Below are 15,019 nucleotides of genomic sequence, written 5' to 3'. Positions count from 1 at the left end.
TGACGAGCTGTTGGTGCTGCTGGCGCCGTCGCCTGATCATCCCGCGTGAGCGGGGGTAGGCGAGATGCATTACGCGGGCAGTGAGCGCGCGAACAACGCAGGAACACCATCTATCCCGCGCGGTTCCACGTCGCATACTGCACGTTCAACTTGGGGTGGTGGCGACTACGCGGCTGCAGAGCGCCGATCCACTGCCCGTCGAGGACAGTGGCGACGAACATGCTGCTGTCGACCTGGATAGTGGTGCCGAGGTATAACCGACCGTTGATGATCGCTCGACCCCGGCCGAGTATAGGGAGGTAGTCGTCGGGTGGGCCAGGGTTGGACACCACCTCTGCGATATCCCAGTCGAACGGATCGGTTCCTGTGGCATCTCTGACCGTTCGTACGGCATTCTCCAGTAAAAGTGCGGGATAGACCTTGCGCTCGGCGGGATCGCTGTCGGGCTGTGCGGTGGAGTGTCTCGACACCGTTGTCAACCAGATGCGGTGCTCCTCGTCCCATGCCCACCGGGTCACATCGTCTACACCTGACGTGTTGGTGGGCAACCACCGGACGAGTTCGTCGGTGAACCACACGTCTGCAACGTCGTTGACTGTCTTCATCCCAGGACTCCTGGCTTCCCCGAAGATGTTGTGGGAGTGTCGAATGTCTCGCGCGCCTCGGTCGAGTGTTCTCCGGTGGCGGGTTCGGCCGCTGCGAAGTTGGTTTCGAGGTCGGCAAGTCGGCCCAGGGCACGGAATGCGCCGGCCATCAATGCCACCGTCATCAATGTGGTCATAGCGACCGTGCCGATGGAACTGCCGAGAATGATCTGAACGCCAACCATCAACAGCAGAGCGTTGGCCACCGCCGCTGCGGTGAGTGCCGCAGTGTCTGCTCGCGCAGTGTTGGTCGGCTTGTGGGATGGGTTACTCATGCTCCTCTCACTTTCGGTGAAACCCACACGCGTACAACTAAGCTCGTGACCCACCATCGCTGGTGACGGTCAGTGGTGGTGCCGCTCAGGTTCTGGGCGGCACCACCACATGGTTTGTGTTGCTGAATCGATACGCACCTCCTGTCGCTCGGTCAGACGTGAGCCGTCGGTTTGGGTTTTGGCGGCGATCGCGGACATCGGCGGTCTACCGGGTCAGCTGCCCAGAGGACCAGCATCAGCCGCCGGCTGGTTCGATGGACCGGGCGCCGCCGCTGTGTTCGATCTCGATGCGGCGGGGCGGGGCCTTCTCGGCGAGCGGGATGGTCACCGACAACACGCCGTTGTCGTAGTGCGCGGAAATCGCGGTCGGGTCGATGCCGTCGCCGAGGGTCAGTTGTCGTCGGTAGGAGCCGAAGGGTCGTTCGTTGGTCAGCCACTGCACACCCTCGTCAGAGCGTGCGGTGCGTTGCGCGGAGAGGGTCAGGACCCCGTTGTCGACGCTGACGTCCACTGATCCGGGGTCCACCCCGGGCAGGTCCGCGGTCAACAGGTAGTGACCGTCGAGTTTGCACAGGTCCATCGGCATGAACCGTGGTGTTCGAGGCGACCCCGCCGATTGCAGCAACCCGCGGGTCAAAGCATCAACATCACCGAAAGGATCGAAACGAAGCACAGCAACCCACCTCCTCTATTCTGGGCCCGCCACTGGTTGGCGGGCTACCAATCACTGTGCAGAACATGTTTTAGCACTCGCACACGCCGCCCGCAAGACCTCCGTCACGAAGAATTTTTCAGGCCGAAAAGACTGCCCCACAGCGTGACTGGGCGCAAAGGGCCATGCGGCACATGGCCCTGTTGTCAGTCTGCAAGAGGTGGGATCAAGCGGGCAGAATTCATGGTTTCGCGGAGTCGGCCCGCGGCGAGCCGAGCCCGCGTGCGGTCGCCACCGGAGTGCATCCGTAGAACCTCGCAGAATACGAGGTTCATGGGTTTGAAAGTGCACGCCCCGGGCATCCTGGGCGCAGCGCGGGAAGAATCGCGATCGCCATACGGGACGGAACCCAGACCATGACCACACCCCCGAACAGCGCCGACGGACCGATGGTCGAGAACGCGACCGAACACGAACCCTCCGCCGCTCCGGACGCGTCGACCAACGACCCCGCCCGGCTTCCGGCCCGCGCACTGCTATCGGCCGAAAAGCTGTCCTTCGTCGATTCACCCGCCGACAACCTGGCCATCTTGCTCGAGCGGGCAATACCCTCGGCAGCATCGAAGTTCCTGCGGGGACACTGGCTGGGGCACCCGCTGCACCCCATCATGGTGACAGTCCCGATCGGGGCGTGGATGTCGGTCCCGGTACTCGATCTGACCGGCCAGAGCACCGCCGCTCGGCGCCTGTTGGCGTTCGGTATCGCGGCGGCAGTTCCCGCGTCGGTCACCGGGCTGGTGGAATACACCACCCTGGACATCCCCCAGAGACGTGTCGCGGTCGTGCACGTCGCCGCCAACACAGTCGGGATCAGTTGCTTCGCGCAATCGTGGTGGCGACGACGTCGCAGTTCGGGCATCGCAGGTCTGGCATGGACTGTGGCCGGCCTGATGGTCGCAGGCCTCGGCGGTGCGCTCGGAGGCCATTTGTCCTACGCCCAGGGTGCCGGCGTCCTCCGCGAGCGGTGAGACGGTGCGCATCGAACTTTCCTAGCTCCGGAGTTCGCCTCATGCTGCGTCGGCATGCCTGGGCACGATACGAAAACGGCGGTTCGCCGCCTGCACGGCAGCAGGCTTTGTCGGGGCAACGTTCATCGGGGGTGGTATCGCCAGCGGTGAGCTGCCGATGAATCTCGCCATCTCCGGCCAACCCTCGATCGCGACCATCACATCCGGAAAGGCGCAGAACGTCACTGTCTATGCCCGCGAGGTCACGACCACCACCGAAGGTGACGTACCCAGCGTCGCGATTGTCATCGGTTCGGCAACACTGACCGATGTCTGCTTGTCGACCGTCGCCCACGGACTGCCGATCGTCGGCGACATCACCATGTACGTCCGGGTCCCGGGCACAAACACCACCGTGGAAAACCTGGTCGTGGACTCCTCGTCGCTCGGTGGTTCCATCTCCGCGGCCAACGCCAAACTCGGCCTCGACATCAATAGCGACGGCTCTACCGAAGGTGTGGTCACCTCGGCAAAAGCGGTCGAAGACGCCTCCATGACCAACGCGCGCATCGAGCTGATCGCCCTGAACGCAACTGCGATATCCATGAAGGATTTCACCATAGGTGTCGACAAGGGGTCGGACAGTTGCTGACCAACCCGCGAGTGGTCAGTTGCCGAGATCGGTTCAGGCGATGGCGAATTGAGCGACCTTTCGGGGGCGGTGTCGTTACGATCGCGTCCGGGCTATGCCTTCTTTCGCCCGCTTACACCACATTTCACGTGGGCGACGTCTTGATCACCATCAGCACCATCTCCGGGGTGTCCACACTGTTCCTGGGGATTCTCATGCTCCTGAGCGGCGCAATCTGCCTGGCCAAACCACAAGCACGACTGCCCGCCGGCATCAGCGCCATGGTCATTGCGCTGGTTGCGCTACCTGCGGCCAACTTCGGCGGCTTCATCATCGGCACCCTCTTGGGGATCGTCGGCGCCGGCCTCACCCTCGCCTGGACCGGAGTACCGCTTCCCACTGCTGGTCGCGAGGCGTAGAGTCAGGATTTGAAGCCGATCAACGGATTTAAGCGGGATGTCGACGACCGAATTGTTTGCATCGCTACTCAGCCGAGAGCAAACACATGTCATCTCCCATTCGTTCAGCCGACCCCCGTGGTCCCAATGTGGCCACAGCGCTGGCTTCGCTTGCCGAGGGCGTGTCAGCCGCCCACAGCGCTGACGAAGCCCTGGGAGCGGTCACCGCTGCCGTGGTCGAATTGCTCGATGGCGCGGACAGTGCCGACATCCTGATCATCGCGGGCCGCAAGAAGACGTTCCGTTCCTACGCTGCAACGAGTGCACTCCCTCGTGAGATGGATGATTTGCAGGAGCAGGTGGGTGAAGGGCCTTGCATCGACGCCGCCGGGGGGACCACCCTCGTCCGGGCCGATGACCTGAACACCGAAACCCGATGGCCTGAGTTTTGCCGTGGCGCAACCGATGCCGGTGTCACCAGCATGCTTTCCTTCAAGCTGTACACCGCGCCGAATGTGCGAGCGGCTCTCAACGTCTTCGGGAAAGCGGCCGACGCGTTCGATGACCGCGACGAAGAGGTCGGGCTCATGCTCGCCACCAACGCGGCAGTAGCGCTGCACATGGCCAACAGCCGTGAGCAGTTCGAGTCGGCCTTGGCAAGTCGTGACATCATTGGTCAGGCCAAGGGCATGATCATGGAACGATTTCGCGTCGACGCTGTGCAAGCGTTCAACCTTCTGGTGAAGCTGTCGCAGGATTCCAATACACCCGTTGCCAAGCTCAGCGCGCAACTCGTCGAGCTGGGCTCACCCACCGGCGACGAGTAGTCGGGCGCAGTTCGGGCTCGGGCCGCCGCCGATCTGGGCACGTCGATGGTGGATTTGACTCGGGTCCAATCGTCACCGTCATCTCACGCACATGGTTGCTGCGATGGCCTGCCATAGTTGTGCATGGTCGTCGAAGGGAACTGTTCGTGCGCCAAATCGTTGGATGGGATCACTGCCCCTGCCGGCCACAACCACCGCATCGGCCGGGCCGGCCAGCGTGACGGCGCGGTCGATGGCCGTGCGCCGATCAGGTTCCTCGATGACACGCGCGTGGCGCGCCTGACGCGCGCCGGACAACACCGCAGACCGGATTGCTGCCGGGTCCTCGTCCTCCGGGCTTTCGTCGGTCACGATCACGACATCCGCGTGGGTTCCTGCGTAGGCACCCAGTGGCCGCCGCTTGTTCGGATCGCGGCCGCCCGTGGCTCCCGCGACAACGATGATGCGGCCGTCGGTCAGCGACCTCAGGTATGGCAGAAGTGCCCGTTGGCCGGCGGTGTTGTGCATGTAGTCGACAACGGCGGTGAAGGTTTGTCCTGCGTGCACCGGTTGGCATCGGCCCGCGATTGCGGGCAACGATGACATACCCTCGGCGGCGCTGCCGAGATCGACCCCGTCAGCGATCAGCGCTGTCAGTGCCGTGAGTGCGTTCTCCACCTGAAATGCGCCCATGGTCTGCAGACGCATGCCAACCCGGCCGGCGGGGCTGTGGACATCGAACCGGGAGCCGGACGCGTCGCAGATGATGTTGTCGGCGTACACGTCGGCTGCGGGATTTTGTGATCCGCACGTCCAGACCGGGGCACCGGAGGCCGCGGCCAGACGGCGTCCATACGTGTCGGCAACGTTGACCACGGCGATATCGGTTCGTTCCGATTCGAACATGGATGCTTTTGTTGCGTAATAGTTCTCGATTGTGCCGTGGTAATCGAGGTGATCTGGTGCGAGGTTGGTGAACGCCATGACCCGGTAAGTGATGCCGCCGATCCGCCGTTGATCGATCGCGTGCGAAGACACCTCCATCGCGCACGCGGTGACACCCGACTGCCGGAAGGCCGCCAGCGTCTGATGCAAGGTGGTGGCTTCGGGTGTTGTCCGTTCGGGGACCCAGTCGCAGCCGGGTCCTCTGATGTGAGTGCCGGAGATCAGCCCCGCAGTCTCCCCGGCAGCAGAGAGGCCGGCTTCGAGAAAGTGGGCGGTACTGGTCTTGCCGTTGGTGCCGGTGACTCCGAACACGCGGGGGTCGTTCGGAGAGGTGCCGTAGAACCATGCGCACAGAGGACCTATCACTTGGCGTGGGTCGTCAACCAGGACGGAGGGCAGTACCGTCGATGGCCGGTCGCTGATGATGACGACCGCGCCTGCTCGCGCTGCTTCGTTCTCGAAATCCATCCCGTGCCATCGGTTGCCAGGAATGGCTACGTATGCGTCGCCAGGACGCACTGTGCGCGAGTCGATCCGGATGTTCTCGACGGCGCGGTCAGTCGCCGTCGCGACCAGTGCGTGACCGGCCACGTACGCGGACAGTTCATTTACGGTCACGCACCGCGGAGGGGTTCGGGACGTGACCGCTCTTTCCACCTGCCAGCATTACCCATCCGCCGCCGCGACAAACGCCGCCCGGACGCGTCACCCCGTAGCCGGCGGCGCCGGGTGGTGATCTGCCTCTGCGTATGTGGATCAGTCATACAAGACATTGCCGCCACGTCGGGCCAGCGCGTCCAACCCTGCCCGGAACTGCCGAAGATATTCAGGAGGATGGCCTACCCAATCAGACACTTCCCCGACAACTCTTACCGGCTTACCACTCCGATAAGAATGCGTTGGATTACCGGGAAATTTCTTGTCGGTCACGTTGGGATCATCTTCCACGTCGTCTTGCGGCTCCACGACGTAGACCCGGCACGCACCGTCGCCAACCGCCATCTCTGCCGCGAGTACCGCACCGTCCAACACCTTCGTCATGTAGACATAATTTGATATGTGCTCTGGACGATAATTCGATCGGTGGCCGGGCATCAGGAAGTCGCCCGTTCGGAGATCGGCCTTGGTGCCGTGAAAGTACGCCCCTGATTCATGCACCTTGAAACGTTCCGGCGTATCAGCCATTTCTGCCATCGAGGCCCCCTGGTCGGATGTTTGCCCGACGATTATGGATGCGATCCGGGGGCTTGCCGCAAGCCCCTACCCCCGCAGTACTCTGAAGAGGGAAGAAGAGCGCCGACCTGGTCGGCTGTACCGATCTCGACGCGGAGAGTTCAGCGACAGCACAGCGGGTCGAGAACCTGGCGCAGTGCCTGTAACGCATCTGTGTGCGCACGGTAGAACACATTCATCCCGCGACGCTCCGGGCTAACCATCCCGGCCTTTTTGAGCTGCCCGAGGTGGTGGCTGACCGTCGGCTCGGACAATCCGACCGCGGCCGCAAGGTCACATGTGCACACCTCACCAGCGTCGTCGGTGAGCAGAATTGACATCAGTTTGATCCGAACCGGATCGGCAAGCGCCTTGAGCCGCAACGCGACTTCGAGCGCGGCCGCGTCGTCCATCGCCGACGCGGAGACGGGTGCGCAGCAGATGGGCGCACTCATGTCGATGACCGGCAACGTTTTGGGCATGGAGCAACTCTACCGAGTTCATTGACATATGTCGAAGAGGTGGTCAAACTGTACTAGCCGACAATTTGATATATGTCTCACAGGTGGAGGTAGTCATGTCCCGTATGCAGCTGGCGCTCAATGTCGATGATCTGGATCAAGCGATCGAGTTCTACTCGAAGCTCTTCAATGTTGCACCGGCCAAACGCAAGCCGGGATACGCGAACTTTGCTGTCGCCGAGCCGCCGCTGAAGCTGGTGTTGCTTGAAAATCCGGGTCAGGGCGGAACGATCAACCACCTCGGTGTCGAGGTCGACTCGAGCGAGAAGGTGCACTCGGAAATTGCCCGGCTCGACGGCGAGGGGTTGTTCACGGAGGAGGAAGTCAACGCAACGTGCTGTTTCGCCACTCAGGACAAGGTGTGGGTAACCGGCCCTGCGGGCGAGAAGTGGGAGGTGTACACCGTGCTTGCTGACTCCGATACGTTCGGGATGAGCCCGAAGCTGTTGGCAGAGGGCGTAGTTGGAGGCGATGATCCTTCGGTGTGTTGCAGCAGCTCCGGGTCGTCTCAGGCCGCAGAAGCCGCACCGAGTACCGGCACGGCCTGCTGTTGATGTTTGGCCAACGAGTCGCTCAGCTCGAGGTCAGTCGGGTGGTGAGGTTCGCGACCCGGGCAGCGATGTCGTCGCGGATCGCGCGCATGCGTTCGATGCCGTCGATGCCCCGCTGGGAAGGTTCATCGGTGTCCCAGACTTCGACGATGACACCATCTGGTGCGACGACCTCGGCCGAGCTACCCAACACGACGATGAGGTCCGCGGCGAGCATGAGATCGTCGGTGAGCTGTCGCGGCTGGTGGTCGCTGACCTCCGCCCCGACTTCGGCCAGTGCTTGTGCGGACAGTTCGTTGACGCGCCCGCCGATGGCGGCCGCAGTGCCGGCCGAAGAGGCGCTGATCGCGCGGCCGGCGATTTCTCGCGTAAGTGCCTGCGCCATCACTGATTTACCACGATTGCTCACGCAGACGAACAACACACTCGGGGTAGGGGACATCAAGACACCTCGGAGGCCGGCGCCGTAGTGTGTCGCGGCGCGAAACGTTTGCGTAATGCTAGGGAGACATAGACGAGTCCCACCAACACCGGGACCTCGATCAGAGGGCCGACAACACCGGCGAGGGCTTGGCCGGAGGTGGCACCGTAGGTGGCGATTGCAACAGCAATGGCGAGTTCGAAGTTGTTGCCGGCCGCAGTGAACGCCAGGGTGGTCGTGCGCTCGTAGCCGAGTCCCACGGTGGCGCCGAGGGCGTATCCACCACCCCACATGAGAGCGAAGTACACCAGCAACGGGATCGCGATCCGGACGACGTCGAGTGGCTGCGAGGTGATTCGATCACCCTGCAGCGCGAAGAGGATGACGATCGTGAACAGCAAACCGTAGAGCGCCCACGGGCTGATCCTCGGGATGAACGTCGACTCGTACCAGTCACGGCCCTTGGTTTTCTCGCCCAGGTAGCGCGAGAGGAACCCGACAACGAGCGGGATGCCGAGGAAGATCAGTACGGACTTCGCGATCTGCCAGGGGGAGGCGTCGATGGTGGTCTGTTCCAAGCCGAGCCACCCCGGCAGCACTGAAAGGTAGAACCAGCCGAGGACGGCGAACATGATCACCTGGAACACCGAGTTGATCGCCACCAGTACTGCGGCGGCCTCGCGATCGCCGCAAGCGAGGTCGTTCCAGATGATGACCATTGCGATACACCGGGCCAGACCGACGATGATCAGGCCGGTCCGGTACTCGGGAAGATCCGCGAGAAAAATCCAGGCCAAGGCGAACATCAATGCCGGACCCAGGATCCAGTTGAGCGCCAGGGATCCGACCAGGAGGCGTTTGTCGCCGGTCACTGTGTCGAGTCGGTCGTAACGGACCTTCGCCAGGACCGGATACATCATGACCAGCAATCCGATCGCGATGGGCAGCGAGACACCGTCGACCGAGATGGACGACAGTGCGTCGTCGAGTCCGGAGAATAGTCGTCCCAGGACCAGGCCCACGACCATCGCGACGCCGATCCACACCGGCAGGAAGCGATCAAGCGTGGAGAGTTTGCCGACGACTGCAGGGTGCCCGGAGGTGTCGGTGGGGGTGCTCATGAGGTGACCAGTGCGACGTCATCCGCGGTGGGGTCGACTGCGCTCAGTACGGAGGAAAGCTGTTGCAGGGCAGACGGAATGACCCAGTAATACACCCAGGTGCCGCGCCGTTCGCAGTCGAGCAGCCCGGCCTGGCGCAGGACTTTTAGGTGATGAGAAATCGTTGGTTGAGACAGATCAAAGGATCCGGAGATGTCGCAGACGCACGCCTCGCCGCCCTGATGGCTGGCCACCAGGCTCAGCAACCGCAGCCGCACCGGATCGCTCAATGCTTTGAACATATGGGCCAACCCGATGGTGTGGTCGGCGCTGAGCGGCGCCCGCATGAGCGGCGAGCAACACACTTTCTCGCGGGGCGTCCGGCTTTGGTTCGACATCTGTCAATATTGACAGATGTCGAATCAGTAACACAAGTCGAGTTCGCGTTCGACGTCAGGCCGGAGGGTTCAGGCCAAGAAGGAGGGTAACGATGCGACGGAAACAATCTGTCGCACCGTTACCCAGACCAACTCTGCGGAGCTGCTACTTCTTGGGGTCGTCGGCTGCGGCGATCTCGACCTCTGCGGTGGCCTGGATGAGCGCGAGCAGGTCTTTGTCCAGCCCGGGTGAGAACTCTTCCCGCCGTTCTGGGGCGATGGTCATCGGGAACCCTTCAGGCATGATCGCAGTGCTCAACTCGGTTCCGTCGTTGCTGGGTGACGCGCCGCGGTAGAGCTTGGCGGCATCGCTCTGGTTGTCAGCGCTGAATGTGAACTGGATGCTCTGCAAACCCTTGTCGACAAGCTTTTTGACTTCGGGGAATCGTTCGGCGTTTGTCTTGGGAATCGGGAGAATCGACCCCCAGTTGACGCCGAGGCTTTCAAGGGCTTTGGCGAAAGCGTTCTCGTGGGCTTGGTCGCGGACGATGAGGTACGCGATCGTCGAACGGGCTGTCTTGTTGTCGGTCATCTCATAGATCCGGCACTTCTGCAGGCGGCCAGTCGATTCCAGCATCAAGTTGTACAGCAGGTCCAGCACGAGATTGCCGCTGTTGTAGACATAGGATCCCAACCAGGGATTGCCCGCGGCATCGACCGGGAGCGCGCCCTGCGCGCCGACCAGATAGTGGTGGATGTTGCTGGTATCGAGGGCAATCTTCAGCGGTGTGGCACCCTTGGCGCCTGGCTTGTCTACCGGGTCGGTCTTCTTGCCCCGATACTCCGGAGAGCCGTCCAAAAGCCGGGAGATGGTTGTACCGATGAGTTCGACGTGGCTGATCTCTTCGGTGCCGACACCCTGCAGCAGGTCCCGATACGGCTTGGACGCAGCATCCCCGCGAAAGTTCATCGATTGGAATAGGTACTGCATCATCGTGCGCATCTCGCCGAATTGCCCGCCCAAACCTTCTTGCAAAGCGTTCGCTGCGGCGGGATCGGGCTCGTCGACCGCGATTTCGTTGATCAATTGCTGTGTATGTAGGTACATGATTCTCCTTGAGCTCAGTTGGCGAGGTTCCGGCGTTGCCGGAACGGGTCGGTGGAGGTAATCGGGTGGGCCGGATCGGCAGCTCCAGGCCTTCATCTTTGAGCGAGGACGCGATCATATAAACGCCCGTAGCGGTTGAGGTCCACTCCGTCGACAGACGCCGCATTCTGGAGCAACTGGTCGCAATGGTCATACCCAAAGCGTCATCTGACAAACCCCGTACGCCGATAAGAGGTGGTGGGTGGCGCCTCACATGCCGCTCACCAGACGCGGCGGCGCTGCCCCGTCGGTCCGCTTCTGGTGCTTAAAGGCTTGGGGCAGAGGACGTTCGCGGGCCAGAGGTGCGCCCATGGTGGCGAGCGCGAGGTGGGGGCGGTGCGACGGTGCACCGCCCCGACCCTCGGGTTCAGCGTTGCTGGTCGGCGACCGTGGTGGTGGCCTGTTGCGCGTGGTCCTGAACGTCCTGGGCTGCGGACGCCCCTTCGTCCTTGACCGTCGCCGCAGCGTCGGTGGCAGTGTCTTTCACAGCTTGCGCTGCCTCTTGTGCCGGTGCCTGCAGGTTCTGGGCAGTTTGCTTGGCGATGTCAGTGACTTCGTCGGTGATCGGCTGCGCCTTTTCTTGCAGCGCTACCGCGGCCTGTTGCTCGCGCTCGCTCGCCGGGATCAGCGCAGACACCAACAGGCCGGCGCCGAACGCGATCAGCCCGGCCGCCAGTGGGTTGCCCTGGGTCTGTGCTTTGAGCGCGCCGGGTGCGGACTGTACGGCGTCGGAGGCGGACTGCGCGGTATCAGACACCGACGACATCGCCGAACTGGCCGCGTCGGAGGTGCCTTGTGCTGTGTCGGTGGCCGAGCCCATGACCTTCTCGCGCACACTGGACAGCGACCCGGTGACCCGTCCTACTTTGCGTTTCGCCATTGTGGCCGGGTTTGCCTCGTAGGCAAGGGTGTTGACGTCTGAACTGAGTGCGGCGCGGGTGCGTTCGATGTCGGCACGGATCTGATCGGGATTTGAACTGCTGGTCATGATGTCTCCTGAGGGTGCGGCGTCAACGCGCCGGGGATTTTGCTGACGGTGTCAGTGGTCTGCGGCAGACCCTTGGCTTTACGCAGCGAGGAACGGCCGAGGACGGCGAGTACGGCGCCGATGGCGGCCCAAACGAGCACGACGATCAGTGCAGACCAACCGTGCCCCATCGCGTTGCCCAGGCTCCACCACAATGCGACGGAGAGAAACAACAGCACGAAGTAGCCGGCGACCGCGGCGCCGGCGAGCATACCGGTGCCTTTGCCTACGCGGCTCGCAGTTTGCGTCGCTTCGGCTTTGGCGAGGGCCAGCTCTTGGCGAACCAGAACTGACAAATCCTCGCTGACGTTAGACAACAGCTCCCCCAAGGAGGGGGGCTCACCGCCGCCGTGGGCGGGGGATCCGGGTCCGGGCACAGTCATCGCGTCACACCCGGCGCCGGGTGCTGCGGATGGCCCGGCTGAGGCGCCGACGCCGGCGGAACGGTGTACGGCGAGTCCGCCACCGGCACAGCGCCGGCGGGGTCAGCGGCGTGCTGACCGGAGGAATATCCGGGCGGCGGCGCGGCGTAACCCGCCGCGGTAGGCGCCTGCTGCAGCGGCGGAAGGGATGCGGTGGGGGCGCCCTCGGTGTGGCCGGAAGACGACGGGCGAGTGGAATCGTTGTCGCTGTTGGCAGCCGTCAGTCCGCGTCCGAGCCGTCCGGCGAGCAAACCTGCACCTGCGGCCAGCGCCAGAAATGTTCCGGGTTTGCGGCGAGCGAAGCGGGTGACCTCGTCCAGAATCTGGCCGGGTTCTCGATCTTCGAGCCAGGATGCGACGGTGTAGGCGCGCTGCGACGCCTGCCGCGTCAGATCCGTTGCCATGCCGGGATTCTCGGAGTTCTTTGCCATGCTGTCGAACTCGTCCGAGAGAGCCCGCAGCCCACCGGCGACACGCTGCTGCTGGGCAGCTGCCTGAGTCGTCAGCTCCTGGCGGGTCTGATTCAGCAGGTCCTGAGTCTGGTTCTTGACCTCACCGGCGACCTGCTGGGCTTGTTCGGTGGCCACACCCGCGACATGTTTGCCGGCATCGGTGGCGGTGCCGGCGACCTCACCGGCTTGCTGGGTGGCGACATCAACTGTCGATCCCTGGCTCGAGGACGAATCTGGTTGCGAAGAAGCGGCATCAGGGTAGGGCGGGGTTGGGCTAGGTGTTGTCATGAGGGGAGCTCACATTCGTCGTCGACGTGAAGCGGACACTAGGCCAGGGGTTTTAACCTGTTCGCTGGGTACCCGATTGCCAGAGCTTCAACCCCCGCCCTGTTTTCGATCGAGTCGAAGGTGGGTGGTACCCACAATTCGTGGGCAGGGTAAGAGGCGTGAATACGAATAGTCGCCCTGAAAAGGGTTGCGCGAGCGGCACCCCGGCTCGTTTCTGAACCGAAGCGCCTGGGCCGGCCGCCGTGCTTTCGCCGCGGCGGGCGCCGTTGGCCCTGCCGGATGGCTACTGCCACCGTGGCCGCGGCCGTACCGCGCGCGTCCACACCTCACGGATCGCTATCGCGACCAAGACCAGAAGCATCGAGAGGATTGTGGGTAACTCGACGCCTTCGATGGCATCCGGCGTAGCCAGCACAAACAAGCCCAACACCACGACGGGCACCAGCACGGTGACAATTCCGGAAGCAATGCGCCCGCCAACGAACGCGTCGATTACCGCTACAACCACGACGATGATGAAAGCAATCAACCCATAGACGCCAGGCGATTGCCACCAGTAGTCGTAGGTTGGCTCCCACTGAACGTCGACATAGCCCGACCCAGTGGTGGTCAGGGGTGTATACATCGTCCATCCGACATCATGTGCGAACGATGCGGCGAAGGTCGAATGCCTTTCCCACCAATTGATTCCGCCGGCGAAGAGAGTGGCAACCACGAACACCCACCAACTGATGTGGCCGGCAACGCGGGCAAACCGCTCTACTGTTGATCGTGACATACGGGTAACTATGACTGATCAAGGGAAAACGGTCCGCAGTGCGCGACCTCCAGCGATTCGGTACGGCTTCTACTACTCAGTCACCCCTGCTTGCCCTTGCGGGCAGCGGTCAAAGCGATGGCAGCGTGGGTGGCGAGATCGACTGCGAGATCTTCGGTGTCCTCGTCGAACGCATCCGGAACTTCAGCGTAGAAGGTGAGAACTCCGACTTCGGGTCCGTTGGTATAAAGCTGAAAAGACAGGACCGATCGAATCGAGGTCTCGTTGAATAGAGCGAGCATGAGCTTCGGCCAGCGACGCTCGGTCTCGACGTTGTTGATCCGCACGGCGTACTGCTCCCAGATCGCATCGAGGCCCGGGCCCTCACCGTGTTCTTGCTGCAATGCATCGGCGTGCGTCGGAACCGGATCACTCGCCAGCACCGATTTCAGCACGGCTTCGTGACCATGGCCGGTCTCGGTGATCACGGTGATCCCGGCGTGAGTGACACTTGGTAGCAGCGCCACAGACGCCTCAGTGACCTCCTGGAGAACCTCGTCTGCGGTGAGCGGATGTTCTCGCGACGTATGCAAGTCGCGTGTCAATTGCGCGATCTGGCCATGAATACCTGGCTCGAGATCAGATGAGGATCCTACAGTCGGCGCTGACGGTGATGGTTGTTCAGGCGGACACCTGGGTCGCGGTGCACGTGGGTCTGCCGGTGAATCAGGTTGATGCGGGGCGTCTGGGCCGGACGGGCTGCCGAGGCCGTCGGGGGCAGCTCGTGCACTTGTCACCGTCGGTTGCTTGGTAGATCAAACAGCATGAGGTGCGTCGTATGATCGGTGTTCCGCAGGACTGTCTGGATGCCTCAGCAGTCGTGGTTGGTGGTGTGGTCGTGAATCGTGGGCGTATGAACGGTGGGCGGCATACTGCTGCGGCGAGCGTGCAGGCGTCGGGCATTCGGTTGAGGGCTGTGCCTGCATCGAGTGCACGGTTCGCGACCGAATCGGATGCGATGGCCCACAGGGCACGCGGCGATGCACGGGAGATGGCTGCCAAGGGCGTGATGATGGCGACGCACACGTCGATGAGTGCGGCCGAGTAGCGTTCGGACCCGTCGATGATGGTCGAGGATTGAGTTGTTGCCAGATATCCGTTGTCGCGCAAAGTGAATCGTAGCTGCTGAAGGTGTGGTGTCGGCGCGCGACCGGTCGCCAGTAGGGCTTCGATGGGGCGGGCGACAAGGGTGGAGCTGGCCGAGTACCACCACAGGGTGGCGTTGATACGTGCGTTGGTGCAGTCCCACCGTCGACCGGTGTCGGTGATGCGGTCGGAAAGCCATGCTGGATCGGTCAGCAGGGTGCCGCGAAGGGGATGACTGTG

At 62.8% G+C, this 15,019-nt stretch carries 22 protein-coding genes; 6 read left to right on the top strand and 16 right to left on the bottom strand.

Translation table 11 applies throughout. From position 1 onward, the window contains the following. Positions 1 to 110: 110 nt before the first annotated feature. The 3 genes from J3S28_RS24950 to J3S28_RS24940 all read right to left on the bottom strand — a co-directional run bounded on the left by J3S28_RS24950 (position 111) and on the right by J3S28_RS24940 (position 1,592). Positions 111 to 605 (bottom strand): hypothetical protein, encoded by a 495-nt coding sequence (locus J3S28_RS24950; RefSeq protein ID WP_207843651.1) that lies wholly within the window; start codon positions 603 to 605, stop codon positions 111 to 113. Further along, positions 602 to 919 carry a hypothetical protein gene (locus tag J3S28_RS24945; protein ID WP_207843650.1) on the bottom strand — a complete coding sequence of 106 codons (318 nt, stop codon included), beginning with the start codon at positions 917 to 919 and terminating at the stop codon, positions 602 to 604. Before J3S28_RS24945 ends, J3S28_RS24950 begins: the two co-directional genes overlap by 4 nt. A 235-nt stretch (positions 920 to 1,154) precedes the next feature. After that, complete coding sequence (locus J3S28_RS24940; RefSeq protein WP_207843649.1) at positions 1,155 to 1,592, bottom strand: Hsp20/alpha crystallin family protein; 438 nt, start codon at positions 1,590 to 1,592, stop codon at positions 1,155 to 1,157. Positions 1,593 to 1,987: 395 nt separating this feature from the next. Here J3S28_RS24940 and J3S28_RS24935 point away from each other — a divergent pair, with 395 nt between their 5' ends. The 4 genes from J3S28_RS24935 to J3S28_RS24920 all read left to right on the top strand — a co-directional run bounded on the left by J3S28_RS24935 (position 1,988) and on the right by J3S28_RS24920 (position 4,434). After that, positions 1,988 to 2,599 (top strand): DUF2231 domain-containing protein, encoded by a 612-nt coding sequence (locus J3S28_RS24935; RefSeq protein ID WP_207843648.1) that lies wholly within the window; start codon positions 1,988 to 1,990, stop codon positions 2,597 to 2,599. 157 nt (positions 2,600 to 2,756) lie between these two features. After that, positions 2,757 to 3,230, top strand: a complete 474-nt coding sequence (locus tag J3S28_RS24930) for a DUF6230 family protein (protein ID WP_207843647.1) — start codon at positions 2,757 to 2,759, stop codon at positions 3,228 to 3,230. A gap of 11 nt (positions 3,231 to 3,241) precedes the next feature. After that, the gene (locus tag J3S28_RS24925; protein WP_207843717.1) at positions 3,242 to 3,628 is read left to right on the top strand and encodes a DUF6114 domain-containing protein; all 387 of its coding nucleotides are present in this window, start codon (positions 3,242 to 3,244) and stop codon (positions 3,626 to 3,628) included. An 86-nt stretch (positions 3,629 to 3,714) separates the two neighbouring features. Beyond that, entirely contained in the window at positions 3,715 to 4,434 is a 720-nt protein-coding gene (locus tag J3S28_RS24920) for a GAF and ANTAR domain-containing protein (RefSeq protein ID WP_207843646.1), read from the top strand. A gap of 78 nt (positions 4,435 to 4,512) precedes the next feature. Here J3S28_RS24920 and J3S28_RS24915 read toward each other — a convergent pair whose 3' ends face one another. The 3 genes from J3S28_RS24915 to J3S28_RS24905 form a co-directional block, all read right to left on the bottom strand. Continuing rightward, a complete protein-coding gene (locus J3S28_RS24915; RefSeq protein WP_307797415.1) occupies positions 4,513 to 5,976 on the bottom strand; it encodes a UDP-N-acetylmuramoyl-L-alanyl-D-glutamate--2,6-diaminopimelate ligase in 1,464 nt (487 codons plus the stop codon). Positions 5,977 to 6,114: 138 nt separating this feature from the next. Beyond that, positions 6,115 to 6,543, bottom strand: a complete 429-nt coding sequence (gene arr, locus J3S28_RS24910; RefSeq protein ID WP_207843716.1) for an NAD(+)--rifampin ADP-ribosyltransferase — start codon at positions 6,541 to 6,543, stop codon at positions 6,115 to 6,117. 149 nt (positions 6,544 to 6,692) lie between these two features. Beyond that, positions 6,693 to 7,052 (bottom strand): Rv2640c family ArsR-like transcriptional regulator, encoded by a 360-nt coding sequence (locus J3S28_RS24905; protein WP_207843644.1) that lies wholly within the window; start codon positions 7,050 to 7,052, stop codon positions 6,693 to 6,695. Positions 7,053 to 7,147: 95 nt separating this feature from the next. Here J3S28_RS24905 and J3S28_RS24900 point away from each other — a divergent pair, with 95 nt between their 5' ends. Beyond that, positions 7,148 to 7,645, top strand: coding sequence for an ArsI/CadI family heavy metal resistance metalloenzyme (locus tag J3S28_RS24900; protein WP_207843643.1), 498 nt, complete (start codon positions 7,148 to 7,150; stop codon positions 7,643 to 7,645). 19 nt (positions 7,646 to 7,664) lie between these two features. Here J3S28_RS24900 and J3S28_RS24895 read toward each other — a convergent pair whose 3' ends face one another. The 10 genes from J3S28_RS24895 to J3S28_RS28910 all read right to left on the bottom strand — a co-directional run bounded on the left by J3S28_RS24895 (position 7,665) and on the right by J3S28_RS28910 (position 14,473). Further along, positions 7,665 to 8,084: an arsenate-mycothiol transferase ArsC gene (locus tag J3S28_RS24895; RefSeq protein ID WP_207843642.1), complete on the bottom strand. Its 420-nt coding sequence runs from the start codon at positions 8,082 to 8,084 to the stop codon at positions 7,665 to 7,667. Further along, a complete protein-coding gene (gene arsB, locus J3S28_RS24890) occupies positions 8,084 to 9,184 on the bottom strand; it encodes an ACR3 family arsenite efflux transporter (RefSeq protein WP_207843641.1) in 1,101 nt (366 codons plus the stop codon). Before arsB ends, J3S28_RS24895 begins: the two co-directional genes overlap by 1 nt. Then, on the bottom strand, positions 9,181 to 9,561 hold the full coding sequence (locus tag J3S28_RS24885) for an ArsR/SmtB family transcription factor (RefSeq protein WP_207843640.1): 381 nt from the start codon (positions 9,559 to 9,561) through the stop codon (positions 9,181 to 9,183). Before J3S28_RS24885 ends, arsB begins: the two co-directional genes overlap by 4 nt. Positions 9,562 to 9,706: 145 nt before the next feature. After that, positions 9,707 to 10,648, bottom strand: coding sequence for a manganese catalase family protein (locus J3S28_RS24880; RefSeq protein WP_207843639.1), 942 nt, complete (start codon positions 10,646 to 10,648; stop codon positions 9,707 to 9,709). Positions 10,649 to 11,054: 406 nt separating this feature from the next. Further along, positions 11,055 to 11,675, bottom strand: a complete 621-nt coding sequence (locus J3S28_RS24875; protein WP_207843638.1) for a DUF3618 domain-containing protein — start codon at positions 11,673 to 11,675, stop codon at positions 11,055 to 11,057. Further along, a complete protein-coding gene (locus tag J3S28_RS24870; RefSeq protein ID WP_237342076.1) occupies positions 11,672 to 12,043 on the bottom strand; it encodes a phage holin family protein in 372 nt (123 codons plus the stop codon). The genes J3S28_RS24875 and J3S28_RS24870 overlap by 4 nt, the downstream gene beginning before the upstream one ends. 50 nt (positions 12,044 to 12,093) lie before the next feature. Next, the gene (locus J3S28_RS24865; RefSeq protein ID WP_207843636.1) at positions 12,094 to 12,876 is read right to left on the bottom strand and encodes a hypothetical protein; all 783 of its coding nucleotides are present in this window, start codon (positions 12,874 to 12,876) and stop codon (positions 12,094 to 12,096) included. 283 nt (positions 12,877 to 13,159) lie between these two features. Continuing rightward, positions 13,160 to 13,654, bottom strand: a complete 495-nt coding sequence (locus J3S28_RS24860; protein WP_207843635.1) for a hypothetical protein — start codon at positions 13,652 to 13,654, stop codon at positions 13,160 to 13,162. A gap of 80 nt (positions 13,655 to 13,734) precedes the next feature. Then, the gene (locus tag J3S28_RS24855; RefSeq protein ID WP_207843634.1) at positions 13,735 to 14,238 is read right to left on the bottom strand and encodes a GAF domain-containing protein; all 504 of its coding nucleotides are present in this window, start codon (positions 14,236 to 14,238) and stop codon (positions 13,735 to 13,737) included. A 121-nt stretch (positions 14,239 to 14,359) separates the two neighbouring features. Continuing rightward, a complete protein-coding gene (locus tag J3S28_RS28910) occupies positions 14,360 to 14,473 on the bottom strand; it encodes a (2Fe-2S)-binding protein (RefSeq protein ID WP_372436075.1) in 114 nt (37 codons plus the stop codon). On the opposite strand from J3S28_RS28910, the gene J3S28_RS28505 reads away from it, so the two are divergent. Continuing rightward, positions 14,472 to 14,741: a hypothetical protein gene (locus tag J3S28_RS28505; protein WP_237342075.1), complete on the top strand. Its 270-nt coding sequence runs from the start codon at positions 14,472 to 14,474 to the stop codon at positions 14,739 to 14,741. The genes J3S28_RS28910 and J3S28_RS28505 overlap by 2 nt on opposite strands. The last annotated feature ends 278 nt before the right edge of the window (positions 14,742 to 15,019 follow it).

The organism is Williamsia soli (assembly GCF_017377795.1).
Classification (GTDB): domain Bacteria; phylum Actinomycetota; class Actinomycetes; order Mycobacteriales; family Mycobacteriaceae; genus Williamsia; species Williamsia soli.
Note: the sequence above shows the minus strand (reverse complement) of the source record. Positions and strands in the feature narration are given on the sequence as shown.

Excerpts from the sequence above, each read along its gene's own strand:
- J3S28_RS24950 (WP_207843651.1), bottom strand. The coding sequence starts at position 605 with ATGAAGACAGTCAACGACGTTGCAGACGTGTGGTTCACCGACGAACTC.
- J3S28_RS24885 (WP_207843640.1), bottom strand. The coding sequence starts at position 9,561 with ATGTCGAACCAAAGCCGGACGCCCCGCGAGAAAGTGTGTTGCTCGCCG.
- J3S28_RS24860 (WP_207843635.1), bottom strand. The coding sequence starts at position 13,654 with ATGTCACGATCAACAGTAGAGCGGTTTGCCCGCGTTGCCGGCCACATC.
- J3S28_RS24865 (WP_207843636.1), bottom strand. The coding sequence starts at position 12,876 with ATGACAACACCTAGCCCAACCCCGCCCTACCCTGATGCCGCTTCTTCG.
- J3S28_RS24905 (WP_207843644.1), bottom strand. The coding sequence starts at position 7,052 with ATGCCCAAAACGTTGCCGGTCATCGACATGAGTGCGCCCATCTGCTGC.
- J3S28_RS24930 (WP_207843647.1), top strand. The coding sequence starts at position 2,757 with ATGAATCTCGCCATCTCCGGCCAACCCTCGATCGCGACCATCACATCC.
- J3S28_RS24945 (WP_207843650.1), bottom strand. The coding sequence starts at position 919 with ATGAGTAACCCATCCCACAAGCCGACCAACACTGCGCGAGCAGACACT.
- J3S28_RS24935 (WP_207843648.1), top strand. The coding sequence starts at position 1,988 with ATGACCACACCCCCGAACAGCGCCGACGGACCGATGGTCGAGAACGCG.
- J3S28_RS28505 (WP_237342075.1), top strand. The coding sequence starts at position 14,472 with ATGATCGGTGTTCCGCAGGACTGTCTGGATGCCTCAGCAGTCGTGGTT.
- J3S28_RS24900 (WP_207843643.1), top strand. The coding sequence starts at position 7,148 with ATGTCCCGTATGCAGCTGGCGCTCAATGTCGATGATCTGGATCAAGCG.
- J3S28_RS24875 (WP_207843638.1), bottom strand. The coding sequence starts at position 11,675 with ATGACCAGCAGTTCAAATCCCGATCAGATCCGTGCCGACATCGAACGC.
- J3S28_RS24880 (WP_207843639.1), bottom strand. The coding sequence starts at position 10,648 with ATGTACCTACATACACAGCAATTGATCAACGAAATCGCGGTCGACGAG.
- arsB (WP_207843641.1), bottom strand. The coding sequence starts at position 9,184 with ATGAGCACCCCCACCGACACCTCCGGGCACCCTGCAGTCGTCGGCAAA.
- J3S28_RS24920 (WP_207843646.1), top strand. The coding sequence starts at position 3,715 with ATGTCATCTCCCATTCGTTCAGCCGACCCCCGTGGTCCCAATGTGGCC.
- J3S28_RS24895 (WP_207843642.1), bottom strand. The coding sequence starts at position 8,084 with ATGTCCCCTACCCCGAGTGTGTTGTTCGTCTGCGTGAGCAATCGTGGT.
- arr (WP_207843716.1), bottom strand. The coding sequence starts at position 6,543 with ATGGCTGATACGCCGGAACGTTTCAAGGTGCATGAATCAGGGGCGTAC.